The sequence below is a fragment of the Paraburkholderia sp. UCT70 genome, assembly GCF_050434085.1.
GTDB classification, from domain to species: domain Bacteria; phylum Pseudomonadota; class Gammaproteobacteria; order Burkholderiales; family Burkholderiaceae; genus Paraburkholderia; species Paraburkholderia tuberum.
In genome coordinates this window covers 2,477,911-2,501,411 of sequence record NZ_JBNPVZ010000004.1, presented here as the reverse complement: position 1 = coordinate 2,501,411, position 23,501 = coordinate 2,477,911, and the positions used below count along the sequence as shown (strand labels likewise).

The following is a 23,501-nucleotide window of genomic DNA, read 5'->3' as shown; positions in this document are numbered from 1 at the left end:
GCCACGGGTTGCGAGCGTGAATAACAAAACGGCCGGAGGGCCGTTTTGTGATTGGCTCGTGTGTGCCGACATCACGTCATGCGGCTCTTTGCGAGCGGCGGATTCGCCGCGAAATAGCGCTTGATGCCGGTCAGGATCGCGCTGGCCATCCTTTCGCGATACGCGTCGTCGTTCAGGCGGCGCTCTTCGTCCGGATTGCTGATGAACGCGGTCTCGACGAGGATCGACGGAATGTCCGGCGCCTTCAGCACCGCGAAGCCGGCCTGCTCGACCGAGCCCTTGTGCAGCTTGTTGATGTCGCCGATCTCTTTGAGCACGAAGTTGCCGTAGCGCATCGAGTCGCGAATCTGCGCGGTGGTCGACATGTCGAACAGTGCGCGGTTCACGGTGGCGTCGTCGGACTTGATGTTGATGCCGCCGATCAGATCCGACGAGTTCTCCTTGTTCGCCATCCAGCGCGCGGCCGCGCTCGAAGCGCCGTGCTCCGACAGCGCGAACACCGACGAGCCCTTCGCCTCGGGCGTCGTGAACGCGTCCGCGTGGATCGACACGAACAGGTCCGCGCCGACGCGGCGCGCTTTCTGCACGCGCACGTTCAGCGGCACGAAGAAGTCGGCGTCGCGCGTCATCATCGCGCGCATGTTCGGCTGCGCGTCGATCTTCGCGCGCAGCTTCTTCGCGATGTCGAGCGCGACGTGCTTCTCGTAGGTGCCTGCGCCGCCGATCGCGCCCGGGTCCTCGCCGCCATGACCCGGATCGATTGCGACGGTGAGCAGTCGCACGGTGTTGCTGCGGCTCGACTTCGGTGTGGTGAATGCGTAGGTGTCGCCGCTGTCGCCGAGGTTGTCGTTGTTGCTGTCGAGACCGCGTGCGGTGCTGTTGCTGTTGGCGTTGCCACCCTTGTTGCGCGCCAGTGCGGCAGGCGGCGCGGAGGGCGCGGCCGGCGCCGCCTGCCTGCCGGCAATGACCGGCGCGGACGGCGCCGTCGTGCCATGCGTGGGCGGATGCGGTACGCCCGCGGCACCATTGCCCGCGCCACCGTTCTGCGCGTAGTGCTCGAAGAACGCTTCGCTGTTGTCGACCGGCGGCGCCGTGCCGGGGCCGGCAAGCGTCGCGGGCGGCGCGCTGTTTTCTTCGTTGAGCGCCTGCTGCTTGCGCTCGGTCTGCGCGAGCAGGTCCATCAACGGATCGGGCGCGACAGCCGGATACAGGTCGAACACGAGCCGGTACTTGTACGCGCCGACCGGCGGCAGCGCGAACACCTGCGGCTTCACCGAGCCCTTCAGGTCGAACACCATGCGCACCACGTGCGGCTGATACTGCCCGACCCGCACCGACGAAATCTGCGGATCGTTTGGTGTGATCTTCGAGACCAGCTCCTTCAGCGCCTGATCGAGGTCGAGGCCGTTCAGATCGACGACGAGCCGGTCCGGTCCCTGGAGCAGTTGCTGCGTGTTCTGCAGCGGCTGATCGGATTCGATCGTCACGCGCGTGTAGTCGCGCGCGGGCCACACGCGCACGCCGAGCACCGAGCTCGCAAACGCGAGACGCGGGGCGACGAGGCCGAGCACCAGCGTCGACGCACCCGCGCGCAGGATCTGCCGGCGCCGCCAGTTATGCGTTGCGCCCGCCGCCGATTCGATCGAATGGAACGGTTTGATTAACATCTTTCGAGACATGCCTTTCCTGATTCGCTATAAGCGCGTGCGACGAGTACGCGTGCGTCCGCGTTTGCGTCTGTGTTGCCGACGAGCCCGAGCGAAAAAACGAGATCCGGCACGCCGAGCAGCGGTCCCGCGCGTTGCGGCCATTCGACGAGGCAGACCGCGCCGGTGTCGAAATATTCGCGAAAGCCCGCGTCGGCCCATTCGGCCGGATCGGTGAATCTGTACAGATCGAAGTGATAGAGCGCGAGTTCCCCGGCGGGCCGCTCGAGCTCATACGGTTCGACGAGCGTGTAGGTCGGACTGCGCACGCGGCCGGTGTGGCCGAGGCCGCGCAAGGTCGCGCGCACGAGCGTGGTTTTGCCGGCGCCGAGGTCGCCGACCAGTTGGACTTGCAGGCCGTGGAACGCGAGGCTGCTTACAGCGCCAGGCTGGGCTGGCTGTGCTTGATGCGAGGCCGCGCGCACGCTTTCGATCGCCCGTGCGAAGCGCGCGCCGAACGCCTGCGTGGCGGCTTCGTCCGCGAGCGCGAAAGAGCGTTCGAGCAGCACGGGAGCGGACGGTAGGGGCGCGTGATCGGGATTGACAGGCATTCTCGTAAAATGGCGTGATGAACCGAAGTCCGAAGTCCCCTGTTTCCTGCACGCCCGCATCGGCCGATGATGCCGCGCGAGCTTCTGGCGCAACGTCCCGTTTCGACGAGGCGGCGCTTCGTGCGCTCGCGCTCGACATCAAGACGTGGGGCCGTGAACTCGGTTTCGGGGCGATCGGCATTAGCGATACCGATCTGTCGGCCGCCGAAGCGCCGCTTGCAGCGTGGCTCGAAGCGGGTTGCCACGGCGAGATGGATTATATGGCCAAACACGGCATGAAACGCGCGCGGCCGGCCGAGCTTGTGGCCGGCACGCGACGCGTGATCACCGCGCGCATCGCCTATTTGCCTGCGCAGACGCTGGGAGCAGAGGCGGCTGAAGGGGCGCATGAAGGGGGACATGAAGGGGGACATGAAAGCGCGCCTGAAAGCATGCCGCAAGACGTAACGCAACCCGCCTCACGCGCGACACCCCGCGCGCGCGACTGGCGCGCGGCCGAGCACGCGCGGCTCGCGGACCCGTCGACGGCGGTCGTGTCGATTTACGCGCGCGGCCGCGACTATCACAAGGTGATGCGCCAGCGCCTGCAACACCTGGCCGACCGGATCGAAGCGGTGATCGGGCCGTTCGGCTATCGCGTGTTCACCGATTCGGCGCCGGTGCTCGAAGTCGAGCTCGCCCAGAAGGCCGGCATCGGCTGGCGCGGCAAGCACACATTGCTGCTGCAGCGCGACGCCGGCTCGCTGTTTTTCCTCGGCGAGATCTATGTCGACGTGCCGCTGCCGACCGACGCCGAAACCTCACCCGAGGCCGCGCCCGAAACGCCCGGCTCGCATTGCGGCAGCTGCGCGCGCTGCATCGGCGCCTGTCCGACCGGTGCGATCGTCGCGCCGTACAAGGTCGACGCGCGGCGTTGCATCTCGTATCTGACGATCGAGCTGAAGGGCAGTATTCCGCTCGACCTGCGGCCGTTGATCGGCAATCGGGTGTACGGCTGTGACGATTGCCAGCTCGTGTGTCCCTGGAACAAGTTCGCGCAGGCCGCACCGGTCGCCGATTTCGACGTGCGGCACGGGCTCGATCGCGCGTCGCTGGTCGAACTGTTCGCGTGGAGCGCTGAGGAGTTCGATACGCGCATGCTGGGCAGCGCGATTCGCCGCATCGGCTACGAGAGCTGGCTGCGCAATCTCGCGGTCGGCATGGGTAACGCGTTGCGTGCCGCGCCAGGAAGTCTCGACCTCGATGCCCGTGGCGCGATCGTGCTGGCTTTGAGGCAGCGAGCCGACGATCCGTCGGCGGTCGTGCGCGAGCATGTGGAATGGGCGCTCGAAGCGGCGTAAAGTCGTGGCAATTCGGTGTCGGCAATCTGGCACGCTAGGGTCTGTTTACATATGGAACGCACGTGCGTTGCCGCGAGAAGGGCCGCTCGCAAGGATTGCGACGCCGCGAATACTCGACGTATTCGCAAGGAGCATGACGCAGCGAGCGGCCCTTCTCGCGGCAACCCCAGTTCTGAATTTCATTCCAGGGGAATGCCCGCTATCGGCCGCATGGCGGCGTCGTGCGTCGCTCACGTGGCGCGGCCACGCAGCGCTCCTTACTCCTTGCCCTGCGCCCGATAGCGGGCATTCGCACGTGCGTTCCATATGTAAACAGACCCTAGAGGAGCAGGCAATCATGTTCAACGCAGTGATCGATGCGCCGTTCGGCAAGATCGGCATCCGGCTCGAAGGCGAAGCCGTGCGCGAGATCGTCTATCTGCCCGACTCGACGCCCAACGTCGCGCCCGACACGCCGCTCGCACGCGAGGTGGCCGAACAGATCGAGCGTTATTTCGAGCACGCGTCAGCGAAATTCGAGCTGCCGCTCGCCGAGTGCGGCACCGCGTTCCAGCGGCGCGTGTGGCAGGCGATCAGCGACATCCCGCCCGGCGTCGTGCTGACTTACGGACAACTCGCGAAGCAGCTCGGCAGCGTGCCGCGCGCGGTCGGCCAGGCGTGCGGCGCCAATTTCTTTCCGATCGTGATTCCGTGTCACCGCGTGGTGAGTTCGAGCGGCATCGGCGGCTTCGCGCACGATGGCGGCGACGGTTTCTTCCGCAACGTGAAGCGCTGGTTGCTCGCGCATGAAGGTGTGCCGTACGTATGAGCACGAGCACCACCACCGATACCGCTGTACACGTCGAAGACACAGCCGCCGCATCACCGCTGCTGCTGACCAGCTCCGCATCGATCGACGCCTTCTGCGACGCGCTGTGGCTCGAGCATGGCCTGTCGCGCAACACGCTCGACGCGTATCGCCGCGACTTGCGGCTCTTCTGCGAATGGCTCGCGCACGCGCGCAACGCTTCGCTCGACACCGCGAGCGAAGCCGACCTGAACGCCTACAGCGCGGCGCGGCAAAAGGACAAGGCGACTTCGGCGAACCGCCGGCTGTCGGTGTTTCGCCGCTATTACGCATGGGCGGTGCGCGAGCATCGCGCGGCCGCCGATCCGACCTTGCGCATCCGCTCGGCGAAGCAGCCGCCGCGATTTCCTTCGACGTTGAGCGAGGTCCAGGTCGAAGCGTTGCTCGGCGCACCCGACATCGACACGCCGCTCGGCTTGCGCGATCGCACGATGCTCGAGTTGATGTACGCGAGCGGCTTGCGCGTGACCGAACTGGTCACACTGAAAACCGTCGAGGTGGGACTCAACGAAGGCGTCGTGCGCGTCACTGGCAAGGGCTCGAAGGAGCGGCTGGTTCCGTTCGGCGAAGAGGCGCACGCGTGGATCGAGCGCTATCTGCGCGAGGCGCGCCCGGCGCTCCTCGGCCCGCGCGCGGCCGATGCGCTATTCGTGACGACACGCGCGGAAGGCATGACGCGCCAGCAGTTCTGGAACATCATCAAGCGACACGCGCAGGCTGCGGGCGTCCATGCGCCGTTGTCGCCGCACACGCTGCGGCACGCGTTCGCGACCCATCTGCTCAATCACGGCGCGGATCTGCGCGTCGTGCAATTGCTGCTCGGTCACACCGATATTTCGACGACGCAGATCTACACGCACGTCGCGCGAGAGCGGCTGAAATCGCTGCATGCGCAGCATCATCCGCGCGGGTGAGCATGACGTGAAGCGCGCGGGTGCCCGCGCGCTTCACACGAATTGGCGTAACCGGTGCTTGAGAATCTTGCCGGTCGATGCGGCCGGCAGCGCCGCGAGCACCTTCAGTTCGGCTGGCCGCTTATACGGCGCGAGCCGCTCGCCGCACCACGCGATCAACTCCGCGGGCGTGACCGTCGCGCCGGAAACCAGCTCTACGAACGCGATCACCTCCTCGTTGCCCTCGACCGCGCGTCCGATCACCGCCGACTGCACGACTTGCGGATGCGCGTTCAGCACGTGCTCGACCTCGGCCGGATACACGTTGAAGCCCGAGCGGATGATCAGCTCCTTGCTGCGCCCGACGATATGCAACGCGCCGTCCGCGGCCTGCCGCGCGAGGTCGCCGGTCTTCAGCCAGCCATCCTCGGTGACGATCGCGCGGGTCTGCTCGGGGTTGCGGTAATAGCCGAGCATCACGTTCGGCCCGCGCACCCATAGCTCGCCGATCTCGCCCGGCGCAGCTTCGGCGCCGTCCAGCCCGACGAACTTCACCTCAACGCCCGGAATGACCTCGCCGACCGAGCAATCGACGCGCGGCGCGTCGACCATCGTCTGCGACACGGTCGGGCTGCTTTCGGTCATGCCGTAGCCGTTGTGCAGCGGCAGACCGTACACCGCTTCGGCCTGCGCCTTCAGCGCGGCGTCGAGCGGCGAGCCGCCCGAGTAAGCGAAGCGCAGTCGCGGCGCGGACCATGCGTGGCCGTGCGTGTGCAGATGTTCGAGCAGCTTCGCGTGCATCGCCGGCACGCCCTGGAAGATCGAGACGTGCTCGGTGGCGAGGGCGAGGCGCACCGCTTCCGGCACGAAGCGCGGCGCGAGCCGCAACGTCGCGCCCGCATGCAGGCTGCCGAGGCACACCGACGCGAAGCCGTACACATGCGAGATCGGCAGCACCGCATAGACGACGTCGTCGGGCCCGACCTGGCGCAGCCGGCTCGACACGGCCGCGATGTACAGCAGATTGCGATGCGACAGCATCACGCCTTTCGGCGTGCCGGTGGTGCCGGTCGTGTAGATCAGCGCCGCGCATTGGCGGTCGCTGGCCGGTTCGACGGCTTCGGCTTGCACGCTGCTGTCCACCACATACGACCATGCGCCGATGTCCGCCGACAGCGTGGGTGCGTGCGTCGCTCGATGCCGCTCAGCATGCTGGCGTGCGTTGGGCGAGCTTTCGAGCGCATACGCGACGACGCGCGGTTGCGCATGCGCGCGGATCGGATCGAGTTCGGCGGCCGACAGCCGCGCGTTCGACACGAGCGCCCACGCATCGAGCTTCGCGGTCGCGAACAGCAGCACGATTTGCGCGATGCTGTTCTCCGCGACGATCATCACGCGATCGCCGCCGCGCACGTCCCAGTCGCGCAGCAGCGCGGCGGCCGCATCGACGGCCTCGCGCAGTTGCGCGTTGGTCAGGCGGCGCGCATCTTCGATCAGCGCGACATGCCGCGGATCGCGCGCGGCGGCGAGCGCCGGAATGTCGCCGATGCGCGCGGGCAGGGCGGCGAGCAGCGCGGGGATATCGATCGTGGAACGGATGGCTGAAGCCTGCTTCAACACTGTCTCCTCTTTACCGATTCGTAGCCCTGCGCGCAGTATCTCGCACCGCGCCGGCATATTTTCGAACGATCGTGCCACAAGTGTCGAACCCGCGCAATTGGCCATCCGGCAAATAGCCGTTGTGCAAACTCGCCATTACAATGCGCCGATGAGCAAATCCAGACATGTGTCGGAAACACCCGCCACGCAGCTGCTGCGCCGTCACGGCGTCGCGTTCGGCGAGCATCCTTACGACTACGTCGAGCATGGCGGCACCGCGGAATCGTCGTGCCAGCTCGGCGTCGACGAGCATCACGTCGTGAAGACGCTGGTGATGGAAGACGAGCACGCGAAGCCGTTGATCGTGCTGATGCACGGCGATCGCACCGTCAGCACCAAGAACCTCGCGCGGCAGATCGGCGCGAAGCGCGTCGAGCCGTGCAAGCCCGAGGTCGCGAACCGGCATTCGGGTTATCTGATCGGCGGCACGTCGCCGTTCGGCACGCGCAAGCAGATGCCGGTGTATGTCGAGTCGACCATTCTCGAGATGGACAAAATCTGGTTGAACGGCGGGCGGCGCGGCTTTCTCGTCAGCATCGAGCCGAAGGTGCTCACCGATCTGCTCGCGGCAAAGCCGGTGCAATGCGCGAGCGTGGACTGACGCCGATGAGCGGGTTGACGTTTGCCTGAATGTTTTTCGCGCGGACGCGTTCGGTAAAATGTGCGCCGCCCTGATTCGACGGGCATGCCCTGTTGCGGTTGGGGTATCGAATGTCAGACCGCGATCCTTATAAGAGTCCCAGATGCAAAACCTGATCGTCGCTGTCGTTGCCTATCTGATCGGTTCGTTGTCGTTTGCCGTGATCGTGAGCGCCGCGATGGGTCTCGACGACCCGCGCTCGTACGGCTCGGGCAACCCGGGCGCCACCAACGTGCTGCGCAGCGGCAGCAAGAAGGCCGCGATTCTGACGCTGATCGGCGACGCCTTCAAGGGCTGGCTGCCGGTATGGCTGGTCGTGCATTTCGGCGCGCGTTACGGGCTCGACGAGCGCGCGATCGCGATTGCGTCGCTTGCGGTGTTTCTCGGTCACCTGTATCCGATTTTCTTCCGCTTCAAGGGCGGCAAAGGCGTCGCGACCGCCGCGGGCGTGCTGCTCGCGATCAACCCGACGCTCGGCGTCGCGACCTTGCTAACCTGGCTGATCGTCGCGTTCTTTACGCGCTACTCGTCGCTCGCGGCGCTGTGCTCGGCGCTGTTCGCGCCGCTGTTCTACGTGTTTCTGTTCGGGCCGCGCATCGTCGCGCTCGCGGTTCTGGTGATGAGCCTGCTGCTCGTGTGGCGGCATCGCGGCAATATTGCGAAGCTGATGCGGGGGCAGGAGAGCCGTATCGGCGACAAAAAGAAGGCAGCCAGTCCGGCGGCGGGCAACGATCTTTGAAGTGGGCTGAGCGCTTCGCCCGGCCAGATGGCCCGATGCGAAGCGCTTCCGGGTCCGCGTGAGGCTCGTTGCAAGCCTGGCGCGTCGTGCCGCTTAGTCGCGGAAGTTGTTGAAGTCGAGCGGCGTGTCGGTCACGTCCTTGCGCAGCATCGCGATCACGCTTTGCAGATCATCGCGCTTCCCACCGGTGATGCGCACCGCATCGCCCTGAATGCTCGCCTGCACCTTGATCTTGCTGTCCTTCACCAGACGCACGATTTTCTTCGACAGATCGCCCGAGACGCCCTTCTTGATCTTGATGACCTGCTTGACCTTGTCGCCGCCGATCTTCTCGATCTTGCCGTAGTCGAGGAAGCGCACGTCGACGTTGCGTTTGGCCATTTTCGACAGCAGCACGTCCTTCACCTGGCCGAGCTTGAAGTCGTCGTCGGCGTACGCGGTGATTTCGTTTTCCTTGTGTTCGACGCGCGCGTCGGACCCCTTGAAGTCGAAACGCGTCGAAATTTCCTTGTTGGACTGCTCGATCGCGTTCTTGACTTCGATCATGTTCGCTTCGCAGACGACGTCAAACGATGGCATTGCTTTCTCCCAATAGTGCGGCAGTGCGCGACACAGCCGGTCGGCTGAGCGCGAGGCACTCGCTATAATCACGGACCGGACGTCATTTTACCGACGCCGCTCTCTTTTGCCCAAGGCCGCCGCGCGGCGTCGCGACGGCGGGCGATCCCGCGTCGGGCGGCGCCGCTCGTGTCGTCAGGCGCGTCATTGGTTGTTTTTGTCGTTTCCTGTTGCTTCCCGTCGTTGCCTTTTTGCCATTCCGATGTCCCAATCCGCTCTTGCCGCTCCCGCCGTCGCGTCCCTCATGGCCGGCTATCCGCTGAAGGCCCACAACACGTTCGGCTTCGACGTGCGCGCGCAGTTCGCGTGCCTGATCGAGCGTGAGGAACAGTTGCTCGCCGCGGTGCGCGATCCGCGCGTCGAGGGCCTGCCGCGCCTCGTGCTGGGCGGTGGCAGCAACGTCATGCTGACCGGCGACTTCGCCGGGCTCGTGCTGCTGGTGGCGCTGCGCGGGCGCCGCGTGGTGCGCGAGGATCAGGATGCGTGGTATGTCGAGGCGGCTGGCGGCGAGCCGTGGCACGAGTTCGTCGCGTGGACGTTGGCACAGGGCATACCCGGCCTCGAGAATCTCGCGCTGATACCTGGCACGGTCGGCGCGGCGCCAATCCAGAACATCGGCGCGTACGGGCTCGAAATGTGCGAACGCTTCGCGTCGCTGCGGGCGATCGAGCTCGCGACCGGCGAGGCCGTCGAACTCGACGGTGATGCGTGCCGGTTCGGCTATCGCGACAGCCTTTTCAAGCGGGAAGGGCGCGAGCGCTTCGTGATTGCGTCGGTGACGTTCCGTTTGCCGAAGGCGTGGCAGCCGCGCGCGGGCTACGCGGATCTCGCGCGCGAGCTAGCGGCGCGTGGTCATGCGGCGAGCGCTGGCCAAGCCGAGGGTGCGGCCACGCAGCCGACCGCGCAAGCCATTTTCGATGCGGTCGTCGCCGTGCGGCGTGCGAAGCTGCCCGATCCGCTCGAACTGGGCAACGCGGGGAGCTTCTTCAAGAATCCGGTAATCGATGCCGCCCAGTTCGAGGCGCTGAAGCGTCGCGAGCCGGAAGTCGTGTCGTATGTGCAAGCGGATGGGCGGGTGAAGCTGGCGGCTGGCTGGCTGATCGACCGATGCGGCTGGAAGGGCCGCGCGATGGGCGCGGCGGCCGTGCATGAGCGACAGGCGCTGGTGCTGGTGAATCGCGGTGGCGCGAGCGGCACGGAAGTGTTGGCGCTGGCACGGGCGATCCAGCACGACGTGTTCGAGCGATTCGGCGTGGAACTGGAGGCGGAGCCAGTTTGCCTGTGAGCGGCAGTTCTCTCTTTTCGCGCTGAGTTGCCCCGCGGAGCGTCGCCGCCGACGAATGCAAAAGGCGCCGGGAGTTTCCTCCCGGCGCCTTTTTTGTGCCCGCGGCTCCGGCGGGTGTATGGACCAGCGGCTCGCTCAGTGATTGAGCTTGCCGAGCAGCAGGTATTCCATCAACGCCTTCTGCACGTGCAGACGGTTTTCCGCCTCATCCCACACGACGCTCTGCGGTCCGTCGATCACTTCCGCGCTGACTTCTTCGCCGCGATGCGCGGGCAGGCAGTGCATGAAGAGCGCGTCGGGATTCGCGCGCGCCATCATGTCGGCGTCGACGCACCAGTCCGCGAAGGCCTTCTTGCGCGCTTCGTTCTCGGCCTCGAAGCCCATGCTGGTCCACACGTCGGTGGTGACGAGATCGGCGCCCGTGCAGGCTTCGTTCGGATCGTCGAATTCCTCGTAGAACGACGCGCTTTCCGCCGCGACGAACGCGCGGTCGAGCTTGTAGCCGGGCGGCGTGGACAGGCGCAGCCTGAACCCGAGAATCTGCGCGGCTTCGATCCACGTGTACAGCATGTTATTCGCGTCGCCGACCCACGCGACCGTCTTGTCGCGAATTGGACCGCGATGCTCAAAGTACGTGAAGATGTCTGCGAGCACCTGACACGGGTGGTATTCGTTCGTGAGCCCGTTGATCACCGGCACGCGCGAATTCTCGGCGAAGCGCTGGATGATGTCCTGGCCGAACGTGCGGATCATGATGATGTCGACCATGCGCGAGATGACCTGCGCGGCGTCTTCGATCGGCTCGCCGCGGCCGAGCTGCGTGTCGCGCGTGCTCATGAACACGGCGTGGCCGCCCAGCTGGAAGATGCCGGCTTCGAACGACAGGCGCGTGCGTGTCGAATTCTTTTCGAAGATCATCGCCAGCGTGCGGTCATGCAGCGGGTGATAGGTCTCGTAGTTCTTGAATTTGCGTTTCAGGATGCGCGCGCGCTCCAGCACGTACTCGTAGTCTTCCAGCGAGAAGTCCTTGAACTGCAGGTAGTGGCGAATTTTCTTGGCGGTCATGAAACAAATACGGCGGTCTCACCCGGCAGGGTTGCCGGACTGCGCCGCCGTCGGTTTGGTGGTAACTCCATGCAGCATAAAGGATTTCGCCTCGTTTGACGAGTCGGCGGGAAGGAGCCGAAAGCGATTCGAAAGCGTCGTATCGGGCTTCGCGGGGTCATCGGAAGGCGCTTGTGTGCGCTGCGGAAAAGAGCCCGCTGCGCTATAATCTACGGGTTATCCCAAAGCCCAGCAGGCCGACGTTTCGCATGAAGAAACGCGGCTCGCGCGGCGCGGAAAGCCTGTCACGGCGTGGCCGTCATGACAGACGCCAGAGCGGTTCAGCCGGTTCGCCGCAGCGGTTCTCGTGGTGCGGTTCGTCATTGTTGCGTTAGCGCCAGATCCCACGCACGTCGCAGGTGGCTGCAAGCGCTTGCCGTACATGCCGCGTGCGGTGAGTTCGAGCGTACAACTGGCGTCGCCCGTTGGTCGTCATTCCGCTGGGCAGTCACACAGGTATTTCTACATGGCCGAAGCAGCTCCAATCGAATATTTCATTCAGGGCATTACGTCGACCGGAAAAAAATTTCGGCCGAGCGACTGGTCGGAGCGGCTCGCGGGCGTCATGTCGTCGTTCGGGCCCGGGGTGAGGAAGGGGCCGAACGCTTATATGCAGTACTCGCTGTACGTGCGGCCGACCATGATCGGCGACCTCAAATGCGTGATTCTCGATTCGCGGCTGCGCGACATCGAACCAATGGCCTTCGATTTCGTTATGAACTTCGCGAAAGACAACGACCTGCTGGTCACCGAGGCGTGTGAGCTGGAACTCGAGCATGCGCCTGCGCCGCAAGCCAAACGGCACGTCATCTGATGTAAGTCGACCGGATCGGCAAAAGCAAAAAAACAAAAACCCGCAAGCAGCGGGTTTTTTTGTGACTGGCAATTCAACCAAAACAAAAAAGCCCGCCAAAGCGGGCTTCTTGTGCAGCGGAAACAGGAGGTAGCCCGCCGAAACGGGCCGACCGGAATTACTGCGCTGCGGGCGCTTGCAGACCCTTGACGGCTGCAGCGAGGCGGCTCTTGTTGCGAGCTGCCTTGTTCTTGTGAACGATGTTCTTGTCGGCGATGATGTCGATGGTCTTCGACGATGCCTTGAAGATTTCGGCGGCCTTAGCGTGATCGCCTGCGTCGATTGCCTTGCGGACAGCCTTGATAGCCGTGCGGAACTTCGAGCGCAGTGCCGAGTTGTGCGAGTTTGCCTTCGCGGCCTGGCGGGCGCGCTTGCGTGCTTGTGCGGAGTTAGCCATGACGGTTCCTTATCCTGTTCCTGTTTCCAGTACCCGGCCTTCAATGATGAGGCGAGGTGCTGCTTCTCGATCCGAACCCTTGGAAGCGATTGCCCAAGGGCGCAAAAGTGTCGAAAAAATCGATCGAACTACGCGAAGGCGGGCCCGTGTTTCAAGGCATCCGGATGTATTGACAGGCGGCGCTGCGCCAACCTGAGAACCGCGTCCGAAGACCATTCGAAAACTGAGCAAGCTTCGAAACCGACAATTATAGCAACAAAACCAGGCGCGTGACAACGGAAAACACGCGCCGGCGCCACGATGACCGGAGCGGCGTCATGTCGGCGCGTATGTGCTGGCCCTCCTGCGAGGGCGCCGATGGAGGCGGGGGCGCTGCCGGGAAGACCGCAGAAAACACAAAAAATCGCGCTTTCCAGCCGATCGCGGCGAACGTCCGCGTGGCAAATCGGTCCGAATCGCGTTCTGGCTCGTCGCCCGCATTGGCGGGACCCGTATAATAAGCGCCCCATGAATCTATTCCGAGCCCTGCTGACGGTCAGCGGCTTCACGCTGCTGTCGCGCGTGACCGGACTGGCCCGTGAAACGCTGATCGCCCGTGCGTTCGGCGCCAGTCAATACACCGACGCTTTCTACGTCGCCTTTCGCATTCCGAACCTGCTGCGTCGCATTTCCGCCGAAGGCGCGTTCTCGCAGGCCTTCGTGCCGATCCTCGCGGAGTTCAAGAACCAGCAAGGCCACGACGCCACCAAGGCGCTCGTCGACGCGACTTCGACCGTGCTCGCGTGGGCGCTCGCCGTGCTGTCAGTGATCGGCGTGGTCGGCGCGTCGGGTGTCGTGTTGGGTCGTCGTGGCGTCGGGCCTCGCGCACGAGGGCCACGCGTACCAGCTTGCGGTCGCGATGACGCGCATCATGTTCCCATACATCATTTTCATCTCGCTGACGTCGCTGGCGTCGGGCGTGCTGAATACGTACAAGAACTTTTCGTTGCCCGCGTTCGCGCCCGTGCTGTTGAACGTCGCGTTCATCGTCTCCGCCGTATTCCTCGCGCCGCGCCTGCAAACGCCGGTCTATGCGCTCGCCTGGGCAGTAATCGTCGGCGGCGTGCTGCAATTCGTCGTGCAGCTGCCGGGCCTCAAGAAGATCGACATGGTGCCGCTCATCGGCCTGAACCCGCTGCGCGCGCTCGCGCATCGCGGCGTAAAGCGGGTGCTCGCGAAGATGGTGCCGGCGATGTTCGCGGTGTCGGTCGCGCAGATCAGCCTGATCATCAACACCAACATCGCGTCGCACATCGGCCCCGGCGCGGTGTCGTGGATCAACTACGCCGACCGGTTGATGGAGTTTCCGACCGCGCTGCTCGGCGTCGCGCTGGGCACGATCCTGCTGCCGAGCCTGTCGAAGGCGCACGTCGATGCCGACTCGCATGAGTATTCGTCGCTGCTCGACTGGGGACTGCGCGTCACGTTCCTGCTCGCCGCGCCGAGCGCGATCGCGCTGTTCTTTTTCGCCCAGCCGCTGACAGCGGTGCTGTTCAACTACGGCAAGTTCGACGGCAATGCGGTCGTGATGGTGAGCCGCGCGCTCGCCGCCTACGGAGTCGGCCTGATCGGCCTCATCCTGATCAAGATCCTCGCGCCGGGCTTTTACGCGAAGCAAGACATCAAGACGCCAGTGAAGATCGGCATCGGCGTGCTGGTCGTCACGCAGCTGAGCAACTACGTGTTCGTGCCGGTGTTCGCGCATGCGGGTCTCACGCTGAGCGTCGGGCTCGGCGCTTGCGTCAATGCGTTGCTGCTATTCATTGGTCTGCGCAAACGTGGCATTTATATGCCGTCGAGCGGCTGGCTCAAGTTTTTCGTGCAGTTGCTCGGAGCGTGCCTCGTGCTCGCCGGCGTGATGCGCTGGCTCGCGATCAGCTTCGACTGGATCGGCATGCATACCCAGCCGGTCAGCCGCATGGTGTTGCTCGGTGCGTGTCTCGTGCTGTTCGCCGCGCTGTATTTCGGTATGCTTTGGCTGATGGGCTTCAAGTACGCGTATTTCAGAAGGCGAGTGAAGTGATCACCATGTCGCGGGTTCTCGATTATTTCAGTACGCTCGTCGCCGAAGACGAGAGCCTGCCGCTGACCGAGACGGCGCTCTCGATCGCGCAGGATGCCTATCCCGACCTCGATCTGCAGTCGGTGCTCGCCGAGATCGACGAGCTGGTGCTGCGGCTGCGGCGCCGCATGCCCGACGATGCCGACATCCGTCAGAAGGTTGGCATCCTCAATCGTTTCTTTTTTCGCGAACTCGGTTTCGCGAGCAACCTGAACGATTACTACGACCCCGACAACAGCCATCTGAACGTCGTACTCAAACGTCGCCGCGGCATTCCGATTTCGCTCGCGGTGCTCTATCTGGAGATGGCCGAGCAATTCGGCGTTCCGGTGCGTGGGGTGTCGTTTCCAGGCCACTTCCTGCTGCGCGTGACGATGCCCGACGGCGACGTGATGCTCGATCCGACCACCGGTCATTCGCTGTCCGAAGCGCAGATGGTCGAGATGCTCGAGCCGTACGTCGCGTCGGCTGGCGATTCGGTCGGGCGCGCGCTACGCATGCTGCTGCAACCGGCCACGCATCGCGAGATCGTCGCGCGGATGTTGCGTAACCTGAAGGCGATCTATCTGCAGACCGAGCGTTGGCAACGTCTGCTCGCGGTGCAGCAACGGCTCGTCATTCTGCTGCCGGACAATATCGAGGAAGTGCGGGATCGCGGTTTCGCGTATGCGCGGCTCGATTATCTGCGGCCCGCGCTTGACGACCTCGAAAGCTATCTCGGCGATCGCCCCGATGCGGAAGATGCCACCGTAGTCGAGTCGCAGTTGCATGAATTGCGGCAGCGCGCGCGGCATGATGGCGGCGAATAGCGACGCGCGTTTTCACGCTGCATAAAACACAAACGCCTGCACATGTCGCACATGCACAGGCGTTTTTTATCGCCGTATGCAGGCCTTGGCCAAGCATCGGCGACCAGATCGATCGCTAAGCGATCCTCACTTCGGCTGCATGCGGATCGCGCCGTCCAGCCGGATCACCTCGCCGTTCAGCATCGGATTGTCGAAGATCTGCTTGGCGAGCATCGCGTATTCGGCCGGTTTGCCGAGGCGCGGCGGGAACGGCACCATCGCACCGAGCGCGTCCTGCACTTCCTGCGGCATGCCGAGCAGCATCGGCGTTTCGAAGAGGCCGGGGGCGATCGTCATCACGCGGATCGCGTTGCGCGACAGGTCTCGCGCGATCGGCAGCGTCATACCGACCACGCCAGCCTTCGACGCGGAGTAGGCCGCCTGGCCGATCTGGCCGTCGAACGCGGCGACCGATGCGGTGTTGATGATCACGCCGCGCTCGCCGTTGGCGTTCGGCTCGTTCTTCGACATTTGCACCGCGGCGAGCCGGATCATGTTGAACGTGCCGATCAGATTGATCGAGATCGTGCGCGTGAACAGATCGAGCGAATGGGGGCCATCCTTGCCGACGGTCTTCGCGGCCGGCGCGACGCCCGCGCAGTTGACGAGACCCCGCAGCGTACCGAGCTTCGTCGCGGCTTCGACGGCCTGTTGCGCGTCCTCTTCCCGGCTCACGTCGCATTTGACGAAAGCGCCGCCGAGTTCCTTTGCGAGCGCCTCGCCCGCGTCCAGATTCAGGTCGGCGAGGACGACTTTGCCGCCGTTCTCGACGAGCAGGCGCGCGGTGGCAGCGCCGAGCCCTGATGCGCCGCCGGTGATCAGGAACACGTTGTCACGAATTTCCATGTCTTCTCCTTTGCTACGGTTGTTCAGTGCGGTCTCGAGCGAAGCATTTTTCGACGACGATCGATTGTAGCGGCTGTGCTGCGCTGCGGAAAGCGAAGCGGGCGGCGGCATGCAAGCGCTATGGAAACCTAACTGGTTCCGCTGGGCGTTCCCCACCGCTTGCCGCTTTTGGTTTACGCACCGAGCCAAATAAAAAAACCCGCCCAACGTGGGCGGGTTTTGGTCAAACGAAAACAGCGGTAATGTTTGGACCAAGCCGGCTTACTTCAGCGCGTCGAACGCGCGGGCGCGAATTTCATCGACGCTGCCGAGGCCCGAAATGCGGCGATATTGGGGCGCCTTCACCGAGCTCGACGTATCGCCGTTCTTCGCCCAGCCGTTGTAGTACTCGATCAGCGGCTTGGTTTGCGATTCGTACACTTCCAGACGCTTCTTGACCGTTTCTTCCTTGTCGTCGTCGCGCTGGATCAGCGGCTCGCCGGTCACGTCGTCGATGCCCTCGACCTTCGGCGGATTGAACGTCACGTGATAGGTGCGGCCCGACGCGGGGTGCGAGCGACGGCCGCTCATGCGCACGATGATCTCGTCGAACGGCACGTCGATTTCGAGCACGTAGTCGATCGCGACACCGGCCTGCTTCATTGCTTCGGCTTGCGGAATCGTGCGCGGGAAGCCGTCGAACAGATAGCCGTTCGCGCAGTCCGGCTGCCGGAGACGTTCCTTCACGAGGTTGATGATCAGCTCATCCGTGACGAGCTCGCCGGCGTCCATGAAGCGCTTTGCTTCGAGGCCGAGCGGCGTGCCAGCCTTGACGGCCGCGCGCAGCATGTCGCCGGTCGAAATTTGCGGGATGCCGAACTTTTCCTTGATGAAGTTGGCCTGAGTGCCTTTGCCGGCACCCGGTGCACCCAACAGGATCAAACGCATGGATATCTCCAGATCTATGTGAATTCTTTGTTGACGCGGCATGCTTCCCGGCGATTCTCGCAGGTTCCGCATCGGCTACCGTCGGCTACCTCGCGCTGCACGTCGAATACGACGGCGCTGCAAGATCCGCACGGCGCGACCGGGATAACCCGAGTGTCGGCTGCGCTGGGAGGCGCGCATAACCGTTCGATTATGCCACGGCTTCCCGCGCTCAAGACCCGAATAAGGCCCGTACGCGCGCGAGATCGGCGGGGGTATCGACCCCCGGCAACGGTACGTCTTGCGTGACGAGGACCGCGATGCGCTCGCCATGCCACATCGCGCGCAGTTGTTCGAGCGCTTCGACCTGCTCGATCGGCGAGATCGCGAGGCTCGGGTACGTGCGCAGAAATTTCGCGCGATACGCGTACAGGCCGATGTGCCGGTATACGACGGCGGGCGCGGGCGGCGTCGGCATCGACGCGACGTTGGGCCAGTGCGGTTGCCATGCGTCGCGCGCCCACGGGATCGGCGCGCGCGAGAAATACAGCGCGACGCCGCGCGCATCGGGCACGACCTTGACCACGTTCGGATTGAAGATTTCGGCGGGATCGGTGATCGGATGCGCGGCCGTCGCGATCGCGCAGTCGCTCGTCGTTGCCAGATGCGCGGCGACGCCGCGCACGAGCGCCGGGTCGATCAGCGGCTCGTCGCCCTGCACGTTGACGACGATCGTGTCGTCGCTCCAGCCGAAACGCGTCGCCACTTCCGCGAGACGGTCGGTGCCCGACGGATGGTCGGCGCGCGTGAGTACCGCGTCGAAGCCGTGGTCTCGCGCCGCGTCGAGCACTTCCTGCGCGTCCGACGCGACCAGCACCTGTTGCGCGCCCGATTCGCGCGCGCGCTCCGCGACGCGCACGACCATCGGTTTGCCGCCGATGTCCGCGAGCGGCTTGTTGGGCAGACGCGTCGACGCGAGGCGGGCCGGCACGACGGCGATAAACGGATGAGGGGTGGTGTGGATCATCGGATCAGGAACGGGCGGCGATCAGGCCGGAGGAAGAGGCTGCGCGCGCGACGCTCACGCGCAGGGTCGGACATGAGCCGGAGCGGCGAAAACCGCTGCGGATCGATTTTGGAGCGCATGCGGGGAGGGCGCGGTGGCATCGATGAAGCCTGCCTTGACCCGCGCGCGAGCGAAACGACGCGACGCCTCGCGCTGCAGTGGCGCTGCGGGTCAGGCGACCGAGCCGGGATTCAGATCGACTGGCGTGCCTTCGACGGTCTGCCGCGCTTCGTCGACGAGCATCACGGGAATGCCGTCGCGGATCGGATAGGCGAGCTTGTCCGCGTTGCAGATCAGTTCCTGCGCGGCGCGGTCGTAGCTGAGCGGGCCCTTGCAGATCGGGCAGACGAGGATTTCAAGCAGGCGAGCGTCCACGGACTTTCTCCACAACTAATGCAGTGAGGCGGTGATCAAGCGCGGCTTCGACCGGGACTACCCAGATGCGCGCGTCGTGCCAGGCCCCCAATTTTACCGCATCCTTTTCCGTAATCAGGATCGCGTCGGCGTCGACGTCGGTGAACGGATTGCGCTCGAACGCGTAGTGGTCGGGCAGCGCGCGCGTCGTGGGCGCGAGGCCGGCCGCGCGCACTGTCGCGAAAAAGCGTTCCGGCGCGCCGATGCCGGCCGCGGCCAGCACGCGTTGACCGGCGAATTGCGCAAGCGGGCGGCGCAGCGCGGGATTGTCGAGATGCCACGCGTCGGCAGCGGCGAGCTGCAGTGCGAACGTGTTCGGCCACGCGGGCAGCGTGCGCGCATACGGATCGTTGATCAGCGTCGCGTCGCGGCGGCGCGACAGCGGCTCGCGCAGCGGCCCGGCCGGTAGCAGGAAACCGTTGCCGCCGAGCCGGTGATCGAATACGACGAGTTCGACATCGCGCGCGAGGCGATAGTGCTGCAAGCCGTCGTCGCTGACGAGCACGTCGACGTCGCGATGCGCGGCGCACAACGCCTGCGCGGCGGCGACGCGGTCCGGACAGACCCACACGGGTGCGCCGGTGCGGCGCGCGATCAGCAATGGCTCGTCTCCGCCGACCCGTGCCGACGAACCGGGCGTGACCTGGGTCGGCGTGCTCACGCGCGCGCCGTAGCCGCGCGACACGATGCCGGGCGTTAAGCCCGCGGCGCGCAACGCTTCGACGAGCGCGATGACGGTCGGCGTCTTGCCAGTGCCCCCGACCGTCACGTTGCCGACCACCACCACCGGCACGCCGACGCGCACCGATTTCAGCCAGCCGAGCGAAAACGCGGCGCGGCGCGCGGCCGCGACTGCGCCGAACACGCAGGCGAGCGGCGTCAGCGCCCAGGCGAGCGGTCCACGTTGCTGCCATTCGCGCGAGAGGCGCGCTCCGAGACGGTCGCTGAGTTCGCTCATGGGCGGGTTGCGAGCACGGACTGCGCGCCGTGCGCACTACGCGGGGTCAACATCAACGGTTCTCCGGGCAATCGAATGCGAATACGGGTCGAAAAATGAGGTGCGAGAGGCGCGGCGAAAGGGCCCGCGTCCAGTGACCTCGGGCCGGCAAGCTCTCCGCCGCGCTGCGCGATCGACATGCCGTCGAACCCGGCACTGTAGCGCGCGGGCGTCCCGCCCGGCAAGTCGCGTAAGGTCCAACGCCAGGGCAATTGCATCAAAAGACCGGCATTCCTAGCACTCGAGCCCGATAGTGTTCATCGAATCCGGCCTTGAGCCGCTTGTTCTTTATGCCGACCTTGGTGGCTTTGTCAGCGCGCAGTAGATTCGACACGATGCGGCGCAAGATCGCGAAGTTTTGCGCCGCATTGTCCACCCGGGCACGACATTGATCCTCGCCAAAGGCAACATCGAGCACCCAATGCATGCTGTTTTCGATGGCCCAGTGAGCGCGCACCGCCTCGTTGATCCGTTTCGGGTCAGCAGGCAGGCTGTTCACGTAGTACCGCCGCTCCAGCGAAGCACGGCCGTCGATCTCGCGGGTGGCCTCAACCATCGCCACCGAGCGCAGGCCGGCCCATTTGCCGTCCTCATCCAGCCAGTCAATCATGTCGGTCGCAACGCACTGGCGCGTCTCGATTCTTCCGTGCACTTTCTTGCCTGTCTGACAGTGCTCAGCGAAGCGCACGCTGCGCAGGGACTGTGTGCGCTGTGCATCGAACAGCTGCACGATCGCTTCATGCAAGGCAGGCTGGTTGCCTTTGACCGCAAGCACATACTCTGCACCTCCAGCCACGATCTTCGCCGCGATCTCCCGCTGGCAACCCATCGCGTCGATCGTCACGATCGCACCCTTGAGCAGCAAGGCATCCAGCAATGCCGGGATCGCGGTTATTTCGTTGCTTTTATCTGCAGTCCTGACCTGGCCCAAGGTCGCCCCCAATGCGCCACAATAAGCCGATACCAGATGGATCGCGCTACGACCCATGCCGTGCGAGCGCCGTACTGTCTTGCCGTCAATTGCCACCACCTGGCCCGCGACTGCAGGACAAATACCGCTTACCCATCGCACAAAGCACGCTTCGAACTGCCGCGCATCAAGCGCCGCGAATACGCGTCCGAACGTGTCATGCGAGGCAATCCCGTTGCGCAGAGGCAAGTACCGGCGCAGCCACTCCAGTTGTCCCTGCGCCCACAAAGCGATCCCCACCCAGGTGTCGGCACCCGACAGGATCGCCGCCAGGGCAACCACCAGCATTTCCGTCAGATCATGCTCCGGGGTGCGTACACGCGGGTCCTTCAGGTCCCCAAACGCGTCTTGCAAACTCAACGGCTCGTATTCGTCGTCCACACCACTCCCGGCTCTTGGCAAAACCAAGAGTTAACGCTTCTTCGCAGCAGTTTACAACCCCCATTCGTAACCCATTGTGGGTAAACAATTTTTCATGCGATTGCCCTGCCATGCGACCCACGCCACCGAGGAAACGCGGGCATCCTCCCAGTCTTGAGCGCCCTCGACAGAACCGGCCATGGAGACGACATGACTCCGGTTACATGGACACCCCAAATCAACCTTATGGCGTCCACTTTTCGGGGACCAGATCATCAGCGACAGGTGTCTGACCATGGTGAATGACGCTGACTAGGGTTCATTGGATTGGCGACGTATGACTTGTCTGTGATGGGTGACGCAAGGATTACGCCATAAACCTGCAGACCGATTCCTCCCGGTGACAGTGCGGAGCCCGTTAGCAAGCTATTCGTGCTTCCTGCGGTCGGCGCCGCGCGGGCTACGGCCGCGGTCGTGGCGAGCGGTATTCGCTATAGACCGAAGGCATGAATCTTGTGATCGCTGCCGCCCGCAACGAACAGCTGTCCGTTCACGACGGTCGGCGATGCGAAGATGCCCCCGGTGATCCGGTCAGCCGGCGCTAGGCTATCGGTGCTCCAGAGTACATTTCCAGTCGTCGCGTCCAAGGCGAACACCTGGCTTGCGACGCCATCGGCGTAGTACACGACGCCGTTTGCGACGATGGGCGAAATGGCGGGGTTGTTCTTCGTCGCGTTTGCGCCGATCGGCTGCTGCCAGGCAAGGCTGACGGAACAGTTGCTGCCAACGGCCAGCGCGAGGAGCCCGTGGTTGTTCAACGCGACAGGTGAGTCGGACGGCGCCGCGACGTAAAGTTGGTTCAACACCGGATCGAACGCAGGCTGGCCGATGTTGACGCCGGCACTCGAACTCTGGGCAATCGCCAACGTCTGGATGGGGCCTGACTGCTGGATGGTGGCCCGGTTATAGATGAACAGGTTGCCGCTCTTTTGGTAGGCCGCAAGCATCGTTGGGCAGCCGGGACGCTGGAACAGCACCGCCGTCGCACCGAAGTCCACGTCTGGCACAGCAACGGTCGGAGCGAGCGGCGAGTTGGACGCGGCCGCCGCCAGCGTTGGGGTTAGCTTGACGACGTGTTCTGCGAACCCGGCATTTTCCGGATTGGCGAAAGCGTTTCCCGTTAGCGCGTAGACGACTGTCCCGTCAGGCGGGATCGATACGCCTCCCGCACCCCAGATGCCGCCCCCTTCCGGCCCGTTCGCACCGGTCGGGTACCAGCGTTCCAGAATCGTCGGCGGGTTGCTGGTCGATACGTGGACGAGCTGTCCATGGTACGGCCGGGTATCGCACGGGTCGCCGGCCGTAGCGACGTATAGCGAGGTGCCGATGATCGCGGGGCTGCCGTAGACGAACGTCCTCGGCCAGGAATTCGCCGCGTCGGGAATAGGCAGGTTGAAGCCGGGCGTATCCGCGCCGGTTGCGAGGTCGTATGCGTGCAGGTAGCCTCTGCCGCTCACGATGTATAGCCGGTTGGTGGAACGGTCGATGGTGGGCGTCCCCATGAAACCGGCGTTGCCGCCCGACAAGGCCAAGTCCTCGCAGCTGGTTTGCACGGCAGGCACGCTTTGTTGCCAGATGATGGCCCCGGTGGAAGCGTTCAGCGCGAACGTGGTCCCCAGCAGCGTCGCCGCATAGACGACATCGGTCAACGTGCCGTTGATGTTCACGCCTGTAGCCAACGTCGGCTGAGTCAGGATGGCGCCGCCAAGGTCGGTCGCCCAGTGCGTCACCAAGCCCTTGCGCACAGTGGTCGGGTTAAGCACGGTCTCGACGGGGTTGTTCCCGGTTCGCTGCATGTCCATGCCGAATGTGGGCCAGTCGGTCGCCGTGAAGGACGAGGCAGCCGCTGCTCCGGGTGTCCGGGCTCGTGTCGCGGCGCTCACAGCCGCAGGCGCCTGGTATGGCGCGTTCGCCGTCAGCGTCGGACCCTGACCGCCGGGGACGCTGGGCGGAAGGTGGCCGTTCACGAAATTCTGTTGGCTCACCGGCGATCCATCGAGCGCACTGGCGGGCGGCATGTTCGGTTTGGCGGACGAACCCGAGGGGCCATGAGGCGGCATTGGAGAGGTTTGCGCGAGCGCGCTTAAGCCGGCAAAAATGGCGAGAATCATAGTGGCGACCCGCTCAACCTTCTTAAGACCGGCGTGTGCGGTGGTCATGGGGACACCTTCGGGGACGTGGAGTTGGTGCGCTTATCGTGTGAAGACAGCACACCGACGGCTTTTGGCCGTAGCACCCTTGCTTAAGACCCGCTTCAGCGTGCGGGTGGCGGTGGCCTTACAGACAGGAAGAGCCCAAGAA

General features: G+C 64.6%; 21 protein-coding genes and 1 pseudogene. 9 read left to right on the top strand and 13 right to left on the bottom strand.

Translation table 11 applies throughout. The annotated features are described in order from the left end of the window. Positions 1 to 71: 71 nt before the first annotated feature. Together OKW41_RS37180 and tsaE are read right to left on the bottom strand one after the other, a co-directional pair. Positions 72 to 1,679, bottom strand: a complete 1,608-nt coding sequence (locus OKW41_RS37180) for an N-acetylmuramoyl-L-alanine amidase (RefSeq protein WP_429575635.1) — start codon at positions 1,677 to 1,679, stop codon at positions 72 to 74. Beyond that, positions 1,661 to 2,257: a tRNA (adenosine(37)-N6)-threonylcarbamoyltransferase complex ATPase subunit type 1 TsaE gene (tsaE, locus tag OKW41_RS37175; protein ID WP_429575634.1), complete on the bottom strand. Its 597-nt coding sequence runs from the start codon at positions 2,255 to 2,257 to the stop codon at positions 1,661 to 1,663. The genes OKW41_RS37180 and tsaE overlap by 19 nt, the downstream gene beginning before the upstream one ends. 17 nt (positions 2,258 to 2,274) lie before the next feature. Here tsaE and queG point away from each other — a divergent pair, with 17 nt between their 5' ends. The 3 genes from queG (at position 2,275) to xerD (ending at position 5,358) form a co-directional block, all read left to right on the top strand. Then, complete coding sequence (queG, locus tag OKW41_RS37170) at positions 2,275 to 3,597, top strand: tRNA epoxyqueuosine(34) reductase QueG (RefSeq protein ID WP_429575633.1); 1,323 nt, start codon at positions 2,275 to 2,277, stop codon at positions 3,595 to 3,597. A gap of 337 nt (positions 3,598 to 3,934) precedes the next feature. Further along, complete coding sequence (locus OKW41_RS37165; RefSeq protein WP_090801634.1) at positions 3,935 to 4,405, top strand: methylated-DNA--[protein]-cysteine S-methyltransferase; 471 nt, start codon at positions 3,935 to 3,937, stop codon at positions 4,403 to 4,405. Next, positions 4,402 to 5,358, top strand: coding sequence for a site-specific tyrosine recombinase XerD (xerD, locus tag OKW41_RS37160; protein WP_429575632.1), 957 nt, complete (start codon positions 4,402 to 4,404; stop codon positions 5,356 to 5,358). Before OKW41_RS37165 ends, xerD begins: the two co-directional genes overlap by 4 nt. Before the next feature lie 33 nt (positions 5,359 to 5,391). Here the strand turns inward: xerD and OKW41_RS37155 are convergent, their stop codons facing one another. After that, positions 5,392 to 6,954: a class I adenylate-forming enzyme family protein gene (locus OKW41_RS37155; protein ID WP_429575631.1), complete on the bottom strand. Its 1,563-nt coding sequence runs from the start codon at positions 6,952 to 6,954 to the stop codon at positions 5,392 to 5,394. Between the two features lie 151 nt (positions 6,955 to 7,105). Between OKW41_RS37155 and ybaK the strand changes: the two genes are divergently transcribed. Together ybaK and plsY are read left to right on the top strand one after the other, a co-directional pair. Further along, on the top strand, positions 7,106 to 7,597 hold the full coding sequence (ybaK, locus tag OKW41_RS37150) for a Cys-tRNA(Pro) deacylase (protein WP_184051528.1): 492 nt from the start codon (positions 7,106 to 7,108) through the stop codon (positions 7,595 to 7,597). A gap of 142 nt (positions 7,598 to 7,739) precedes the next feature. Next, the gene (gene plsY / locus OKW41_RS37145; protein WP_018421634.1) at positions 7,740 to 8,375 is read left to right on the top strand and encodes a glycerol-3-phosphate 1-O-acyltransferase PlsY; all 636 of its coding nucleotides are present in this window, start codon (positions 7,740 to 7,742) and stop codon (positions 8,373 to 8,375) included. Between the two features lie 93 nt (positions 8,376 to 8,468). On the opposite strand, the gene OKW41_RS37140 is transcribed toward plsY, so the two are convergent. Continuing rightward, positions 8,469 to 8,954: a YajQ family cyclic di-GMP-binding protein gene (locus OKW41_RS37140; RefSeq protein WP_007180572.1), complete on the bottom strand. Its 486-nt coding sequence runs from the start codon at positions 8,952 to 8,954 to the stop codon at positions 8,469 to 8,471. A gap of 283 nt (positions 8,955 to 9,237) precedes the next feature. Here OKW41_RS37140 and murB point away from each other — a divergent pair, with 283 nt between their 5' ends. Beyond that, complete coding sequence (murB, locus tag OKW41_RS37135; RefSeq protein WP_429575630.1) at positions 9,238 to 10,278, top strand: UDP-N-acetylmuramate dehydrogenase; 1,041 nt, start codon at positions 9,238 to 9,240, stop codon at positions 10,276 to 10,278. 135 nt (positions 10,279 to 10,413) lie between these two features. On the opposite strand, the gene argF is transcribed toward murB, so the two are convergent. Next, positions 10,414 to 11,343, bottom strand: a complete 930-nt coding sequence (argF, locus tag OKW41_RS37130) for an ornithine carbamoyltransferase (protein WP_429575629.1) — start codon at positions 11,341 to 11,343, stop codon at positions 10,414 to 10,416. 505 nt (positions 11,344 to 11,848) lie between these two features. Between argF and OKW41_RS37125 the strand changes: the two genes are divergently transcribed. Continuing rightward, complete coding sequence (locus OKW41_RS37125; protein WP_008923011.1) at positions 11,849 to 12,196, top strand: DUF3579 domain-containing protein; 348 nt, start codon at positions 11,849 to 11,851, stop codon at positions 12,194 to 12,196. A 157-nt stretch (positions 12,197 to 12,353) separates the two neighbouring features. Here OKW41_RS37125 and rpsT read toward each other — a convergent pair whose 3' ends face one another. Continuing rightward, positions 12,354 to 12,632, bottom strand: coding sequence for a 30S ribosomal protein S20 (gene rpsT, locus OKW41_RS37120; protein WP_027198671.1), 279 nt, complete (start codon positions 12,630 to 12,632; stop codon positions 12,354 to 12,356). Positions 12,633 to 13,076: 444 nt separating this feature from the next. Between rpsT and murJ the strand changes: the two are divergent. Together murJ and OKW41_RS37110 are read left to right on the top strand one after the other, a co-directional pair. After that, a pseudogene (gene murJ, locus OKW41_RS37115) lies at positions 13,077 to 14,694 on the top strand (murein biosynthesis integral membrane protein MurJ). Positions 14,695 to 14,699: 5 nt separating this feature from the next. Next, positions 14,700 to 15,542, top strand: a complete 843-nt coding sequence (locus OKW41_RS37110) for a SirB1 family protein (protein WP_429454527.1) — start codon at positions 14,700 to 14,702, stop codon at positions 15,540 to 15,542. 126 nt (positions 15,543 to 15,668) lie between these two features. On the opposite strand, the gene OKW41_RS37105 is transcribed toward OKW41_RS37110, so the two are convergent. From OKW41_RS37105 to OKW41_RS37075, 7 genes are all read right to left on the bottom strand, one after another. Continuing rightward, positions 15,669 to 16,427 carry a 3-hydroxyacyl-CoA dehydrogenase gene (locus OKW41_RS37105; RefSeq protein ID WP_090805443.1) on the bottom strand — a complete coding sequence of 253 codons (759 nt, stop codon included), beginning with the start codon at positions 16,425 to 16,427 and terminating at the stop codon, positions 15,669 to 15,671. Between the two features lie 261 nt (positions 16,428 to 16,688). Beyond that, entirely contained in the window at positions 16,689 to 17,354 is a 666-nt protein-coding gene (adk, locus tag OKW41_RS37100) for an adenylate kinase (RefSeq protein ID WP_184058227.1), read from the bottom strand. Positions 17,355 to 17,565: 211 nt separating this feature from the next. After that, positions 17,566 to 18,360: a 3-deoxy-manno-octulosonate cytidylyltransferase gene (kdsB, locus tag OKW41_RS37095; protein ID WP_429451453.1), complete on the bottom strand. Its 795-nt coding sequence runs from the start codon at positions 18,358 to 18,360 to the stop codon at positions 17,566 to 17,568. Between the two features lie 210 nt (positions 18,361 to 18,570). After that, entirely contained in the window at positions 18,571 to 18,774 is a 204-nt protein-coding gene (locus OKW41_RS37090; RefSeq protein ID WP_007180583.1) for a Trm112 family protein, read from the bottom strand. Continuing rightward, positions 18,755 to 19,771, bottom strand: coding sequence for a tetraacyldisaccharide 4'-kinase (gene lpxK, locus OKW41_RS37085; protein WP_429451451.1), 1,017 nt, complete (start codon positions 19,769 to 19,771; stop codon positions 18,755 to 18,757). The genes OKW41_RS37090 and lpxK overlap by 20 nt, the downstream gene beginning before the upstream one ends. Before the next feature lie 256 nt (positions 19,772 to 20,027). Continuing rightward, positions 20,028 to 21,161 carry an ISAs1 family transposase gene (locus tag OKW41_RS37080; protein ID WP_429575628.1) on the bottom strand — a complete coding sequence of 378 codons (1,134 nt, stop codon included), beginning with the start codon at positions 21,159 to 21,161 and terminating at the stop codon, positions 20,028 to 20,030. 470 nt (positions 21,162 to 21,631) lie between these two features. Continuing rightward, complete coding sequence (locus OKW41_RS37075; protein ID WP_429575627.1) at positions 21,632 to 23,359, bottom strand: PQQ-binding-like beta-propeller repeat protein; 1,728 nt, start codon at positions 23,357 to 23,359, stop codon at positions 21,632 to 21,634. Positions 23,360 to 23,501 lie beyond the last annotated feature (142 nt).

What these genes read in the sequence shown, in the direction of transcription:
- OKW41_RS37180 (WP_429575635.1), bottom strand. Translation starts at nt 1,679, where the DNA reads ATGTCTCGAAAGATGTTAATCAAACCGTTCCATTCGATCGAATCGGCG.
- tsaE (WP_429575634.1), bottom strand. Translation starts at nt 2,257, where the DNA reads ATGCCTGTCAATCCCGATCACGCGCCCCTACCGTCCGCTCCCGTGCTG.
- queG (WP_429575633.1), top strand. Translation starts at nt 2,275, where the DNA reads ATGAACCGAAGTCCGAAGTCCCCTGTTTCCTGCACGCCCGCATCGGCC.
- OKW41_RS37165 (WP_090801634.1), top strand. Translation starts at nt 3,935, where the DNA reads ATGTTCAACGCAGTGATCGATGCGCCGTTCGGCAAGATCGGCATCCGG.
- xerD (WP_429575632.1), top strand. Translation starts at nt 4,402, where the DNA reads ATGAGCACGAGCACCACCACCGATACCGCTGTACACGTCGAAGACACA.
- ybaK (WP_184051528.1), top strand. Translation starts at nt 7,106, where the DNA reads ATGAGCAAATCCAGACATGTGTCGGAAACACCCGCCACGCAGCTGCTG.
- plsY (WP_018421634.1), top strand. Translation starts at nt 7,740, where the DNA reads ATGCAAAACCTGATCGTCGCTGTCGTTGCCTATCTGATCGGTTCGTTG.
- OKW41_RS37140 (WP_007180572.1), bottom strand. Translation starts at nt 8,954, where the DNA reads ATGCCATCGTTTGACGTCGTCTGCGAAGCGAACATGATCGAAGTCAAG.
- murB (WP_429575630.1), top strand. Translation starts at nt 9,238, where the DNA reads ATGGCCGGCTATCCGCTGAAGGCCCACAACACGTTCGGCTTCGACGTG.
- argF (WP_429575629.1), bottom strand. Translation starts at nt 11,343, where the DNA reads ATGACCGCCAAGAAAATTCGCCACTACCTGCAGTTCAAGGACTTCTCG.
- OKW41_RS37125 (WP_008923011.1), top strand. Translation starts at nt 11,849, where the DNA reads ATGGCCGAAGCAGCTCCAATCGAATATTTCATTCAGGGCATTACGTCG.
- rpsT (WP_027198671.1), bottom strand. Translation starts at nt 12,632, where the DNA reads ATGGCTAACTCCGCACAAGCACGCAAGCGCGCCCGCCAGGCCGCGAAG.
- OKW41_RS37110 (WP_429454527.1), top strand. Translation starts at nt 14,700, where the DNA reads ATGTCGCGGGTTCTCGATTATTTCAGTACGCTCGTCGCCGAAGACGAG.
- OKW41_RS37105 (WP_090805443.1), bottom strand. Translation starts at nt 16,427, where the DNA reads ATGGAAATTCGTGACAACGTGTTCCTGATCACCGGCGGCGCATCAGGG.
- adk (WP_184058227.1), bottom strand. Translation starts at nt 17,354, where the DNA reads ATGCGTTTGATCCTGTTGGGTGCACCGGGTGCCGGCAAAGGCACTCAG.
- kdsB (WP_429451453.1), bottom strand. Translation starts at nt 18,360, where the DNA reads ATGATCCACACCACCCCTCATCCGTTTATCGCCGTCGTGCCGGCCCGC.
- lpxK (WP_429451451.1), bottom strand. Translation starts at nt 19,771, where the DNA reads ATGAGCGAACTCAGCGACCGTCTCGGAGCGCGCCTCTCGCGCGAATGG.
- OKW41_RS37075 (WP_429575627.1), bottom strand. Translation starts at nt 23,359, where the DNA reads ATGACCACCGCACACGCCGGTCTTAAGAAGGTTGAGCGGGTCGCCACT.